Genomic DNA, 3,949 nt, shown 5'->3' on the forward strand with positions numbered 1-3,949 from the left:
GGCATCCACCGCCGAAGCCACCCTGGAACGCACCCAGGGATCGACCCAGGGATCCACCCAGGAACCCACCGCGGAATTCAGCCCCGAAGCGGCCGATGTCGCCTTCGTCTTCGGCAACGAACGCTTCGGCTTGCCCAACGAGGCCGTCGACCGCTGCTCGGTGGTGACCCATATCCCCGCCAATCCCGCCTACGCCTCGTTGAATCTTGCCCAGGCCGTGCAGCTGATCGCCTACGAGATGCGGCTGGCGTTGCTGCAGGACCGCGCGGCGCCCCCGAGCGATATCGGCTATGCTGGGCAGGCCGCCACGGCCGAGCAGATCGAGGCAATGTTCGCGCATCTGCAGCAGGGCCTGGAGGCGATCGGCTTTCTCGATCCGGCCCATCCGAAGAAGCTGATGCCGCGGCTGCGCCGGCTGTTCGCGCGCAGCGGGCTGGAGCAGGAGGAGGTCAATCTGCTGCGCGGCATCGCCAAGCAGATGACGCTGGCCGGGCGCGGGCCGCGCAGCGGCGAACGCAATGACGACCGCGGCGGTGTCGGCAGTGACCACCGCAGTGGCGACAGCATGGAGACATGACCTTGGCGCGAATTGCCGCCTGCTTCTGGTGCATCGGTCCCTGGCGCATCGAACCCTGGCGCACCGAAGCGCTTCACGCACGTCGCGAGCGGGCCGGCCGTCCGTCGCTCGTGCGACGCGAGCGCGCCATCCGCACCGCTGCCCACGCTGCCCACGCCTTCCACCGCGAGCGATGTTGACGCCCGCGCCGCGCACGCCCGGGCTTCCCCCGCGCGTGTCGACGTAGCGGCGGGGCAGGTGCGGCGCCCGATGCCCATGACGGCATCAGGGTGCCAAATCTCTTACACTCCCTGCTTCCGTTTCCCCAGGGCCTTGCCCGGACACGACCCCGGCGGCATGCGCGCTCCGATCGCGCGCGGCACGGCGGGGCAATCGCACACGACCAAGATGTTCTCTCGCCTCAAGGAAGATATCGACACCATCATGCAGCGCGACCCCGCCGCGCGCAGCCGGCTGGAGGTGCTGACGTGTTACCCGGGCCTGCATGCCGTGGTGTTTCATCGCTTCGCGCACGCCTGCTGGAATGCGGGGATGCATTGGCTGGGCCGCTGGATCTCGCACTGGTCGCGCTTCCTGACCGGCATCGAGATCCACCCGGCCGTCAAGATGGGCCGGCGCGTGTTCATCGATCACGGCATGGGCGTGGTGATCGGCGAGACCGCCGAGATCGGCGACGACTGCACGATCTATCAGGGCGTGACGCTCGGCGGCACCTCGCTGTACAAGGGCCAGAAGCGGCATCCGACGCTGGGCACCGGCGTGGTGGTCAGCGCCGGCGCCAAGGTGCTGGGCGGCTTCACCATCGGCGATGGCGCGCGCGTGGGCTCCAATGCCGTGGTGCTCAAGCCGGTGCCGCCGGGCGCCACCGCGGTGGGCGTGCCGGCCCGCATCATCCTGCCGGACGCGCCGACTTCGCAGCAGGGCGCGCGGCAGGAGTTCTCCGCTTACGGCATCACGCCGAATGCCGACGATCCGGTGTCGCTGGCGCTCAAGAGCCTGATCGACCATGCGGCCAGCCAGCAGGAAAAGCTCGAGGCGGTGCAGGCCGCATTGGACCGGCTCGGCGAGCATCTGGAGAACACGCCGAACGATCGCTTCGATGCCAGCGAACTGCGCAAGCTGATGAAGTAACGCGATGGCGTGAACGAGGAAGGGCGGAGGTGCGGCCGCGTCGGCCTTTGCCTGCGCCGCGATCAATCGAGCTGCGGCAATTCGCGAAAGCCCTCGGCATCGAGCTGCAATGCCGCCGCGCGCGGATGCGGACCATCGAGGTCCCAGTCGGTCAGCACCCAGCGCAGGCCATGCGGCTCGTCATGCCGGGCCGGCCGGTGCGTGTGTCCATGTACCATCGCCGCCGTGCCGCTGTCGCGCAGCAGCGCCGCGACCGCGGCCGGCGCGACATCGCCATAGTCGCGCGGCGGCCCGGGGCGCTGGCGGCCCGCCTCGCTGTCGCTGCGCAGCTTGCGCGCGATACCCAGGCGCCACGACAGCGGCAGCGCCAGGAACAGCCGCTGGATCCAGGGTTTGCGCGTCCAGTGGCGGAAGCGCATATAGCGCGTGTCGTTTGTGCACAGCATGTCGCCATGGGTCAGTACCACGCGATGGCCCGCGCAATCGATCACGGTCGGATCGGGCAGCAGCGTCGCGCCGGCCTCGCGCGCAAAGCGCGGGCCGAGCAGGAAGTCGCGATTGCCGTGCATCAGATAGACCGGCACGCCACGCGCGGCCAGGCGCGCCAGCGCCGCGGCGACGGCGCGCGGAAACGGTGCCTCGCTTTCCTCGTCGCCGATCCAGAATTCGAAGAAGTCGCCGAGGATGAAGAGCGTGCGCGCCTGTTCGGCGGCGCGTTCGAGCACGCGTTCGAAGGCCGCCAGCGTGCGCGGCATCCCCGGGGTCAGATGCAGGTCGGAAATGAACCACGCCGGCGCTTCCACTGCGAGGGTGGAGGCAGCCGGCGTGCTGGCGGCAGGGCTCATCGATTGGGAACGATTTCCATGGGCGAGGGCATGCCGCCGTGATTGGCGCGGGCGCAGCGCACGTGTTGTGCCGCGTGCCGTGCCGCGCGCTGTGCCGAGTCAATCCAGTGCACGATTACTCGAGCACCACCGCCTTCTCGATCACGACGTCCTCGAGCGGCACGTCCTGATGGAAGCCGGCGCTGCCGGTACGCACGCCCTTGATCTTGTCGACCACATCGGTGCCTTCGACGACCTTGCCGAACACCGCATAGCCGAAGCCCTGCGGCGTCGGCGAGGTGAAGTTCAGGAAGTCGTTGTCGACCACGTTGATGAAGAACTGCGCGGTGGCCGAGTGCGGCGCGTTGGTGCGCGCCATCGCCACGGTGTAGCGGTCGTTCTTCAGGCCGTTGCCGGCCTCGTTGTCGATCGGATCGTCGGTGGGCTTCTGCTTCATGCCCGGCTCGAAGCCGCCGCCCTGGATCATGAAGTTCTTGATGACGCGGTGGAAGATCGTGTTGTCGTAGTGGCCCTTGCGGACATACGACAGGAAGTTCTCCACCGTCTTGGGCGCCTTGTCGGCGTCGAGTTCGATGACGATGGCGCCGTGATTCGTTTGGAGCTGGACCTTGGACATGGCTTTCCTCTGTTACTTGACGATGGTGGCCGACTCGATGACGATCGGCGTGGCTGGCACATTGCGCATGGGGCCGTAGGCGGTGGTAGGCGTCTTCTTGATGCGGTCGACGGTATCCATGCCTTCGACCACCTTGCCGAATACGGCATAGCCGTTACCGTCCGGCTGCGGATAGTCGAGACTCGGATTATCTACCACATTGATGAAGAACTGCGCCGTGGCGGAGTTCGGATCGCCAGTGCGGGCCATCGCCACGGTGCCGGCCTTGTTCTTCAGGCCGTTCTGCGCCTCCAGCGGAATCGGCGCGCGCGTCGGCTTCTGCTTCATGTCGCGGTCGAAGCCGCCGCCCTGCACCATGAAGCCGTTGATCACCCGGTGGAAGATCGTGCCGCTGTAGAAGCCGCTGTTCACGTATTCCAGGAAGTTGGCGACGGTCTTCGGCGCGGCCTCGGGATAGACCTCGATGGTGAAGTTGCCGGCGCTGGTGGCAAAGCGCACGCGCTCCGCAGTCGTGGCGGGGGCGGAGGCCGGCGCCTGCGCGTGGGCCGCACCGTAGCTCAGGGTGCCGGCCATCAGCGCGGCCAGCATGGCGCCGAGGGCGCCGCGTCGGGTCAGGGACATGGGGATCTCCAGGGAGTGGGCGAGGGCGATCGGCGGATACCGGCGGTCGATGGACGCGCCGTCCCGGCAGTCGCCCCGAATGGATAACGATCACGCCCGCTCGCTACGCCTTGCACAGCGCAGGGCGCGAGCGGGGCAGTGCTGCGGACCGGTCAGTCC

General features: G+C 68.0%; 5 protein-coding genes. 2 read left to right on the top strand and 3 right to left on the bottom strand.

What is annotated here, in order from left to right; all coding sequences use genetic code 11:
• Together AC6EI8_RS24960 and cysE are read left to right on the top strand one after the other, a co-directional pair.
• Positions 1-577, top strand: a 577-nt coding sequence (locus AC6EI8_RS24960) for an RNA methyltransferase (protein WP_498383187.1), incomplete at its 5' end; no start/stop codon positions are given.
• Between the two features lie 387 nt (positions 578-964).
• Positions 965-1,708: a serine O-acetyltransferase gene (gene cysE, locus AC6EI8_RS24965; RefSeq protein WP_149319424.1), complete on the top strand. Its 744-nt coding sequence runs from the start codon at positions 965-967 to the stop codon at positions 1,706-1,708.
• 62 nt (positions 1,709-1,770) lie between these two features.
• Here cysE and AC6EI8_RS24970 read toward each other — a convergent pair whose 3' ends face one another.
• The 3 genes from AC6EI8_RS24970 to AC6EI8_RS24980 all read right to left on the bottom strand — a co-directional run bounded on the left by AC6EI8_RS24970 (position 1,771) and on the right by AC6EI8_RS24980 (position 3,790).
• On the bottom strand, positions 1,771-2,553 hold the full coding sequence (locus AC6EI8_RS24970; protein WP_149319268.1) for a UDP-2,3-diacylglucosamine diphosphatase: 783 nt from the start codon (positions 2,551-2,553) through the stop codon (positions 1,771-1,773).
• Positions 2,554-2,668: 115 nt separating this feature from the next.
• Positions 2,669-3,169: a peptidylprolyl isomerase gene (locus AC6EI8_RS24975; RefSeq protein WP_023264649.1), complete on the bottom strand. Its 501-nt coding sequence runs from the start codon at positions 3,167-3,169 to the stop codon at positions 2,669-2,671.
• A gap of 12 nt (positions 3,170-3,181) precedes the next feature.
• On the bottom strand, positions 3,182-3,790 hold the full coding sequence (locus tag AC6EI8_RS24980) for a peptidylprolyl isomerase (protein WP_283949977.1): 609 nt from the start codon (positions 3,788-3,790) through the stop codon (positions 3,182-3,184).
• Between the last annotated feature and the right edge of the window lie 159 nt (positions 3,791-3,949).

It is taken from the genome of Cupriavidus sp. R6-3, assembly GCF_059772245.1.

Bases quoted from the DNA above. Each gene is read 5' to 3' on its own strand.
- AC6EI8_RS24975 (WP_023264649.1), bottom strand. From the start codon at position 3,169: ATGTCCAAGGTCCAGCTCCAAACGAATCACGGCGCCATCGTCATCGAA.
- AC6EI8_RS24980 (WP_283949977.1), bottom strand. From the start codon at position 3,790: ATGTCCCTGACCCGACGCGGCGCCCTCGGCGCCATGCTGGCCGCGCTG.
- cysE (WP_149319424.1), top strand. From the start codon at position 965: ATGTTCTCTCGCCTCAAGGAAGATATCGACACCATCATGCAGCGCGAC.
- AC6EI8_RS24970 (WP_149319268.1), bottom strand. From the start codon at position 2,553: ATGAGCCCTGCCGCCAGCACGCCGGCTGCCTCCACCCTCGCAGTGGAA.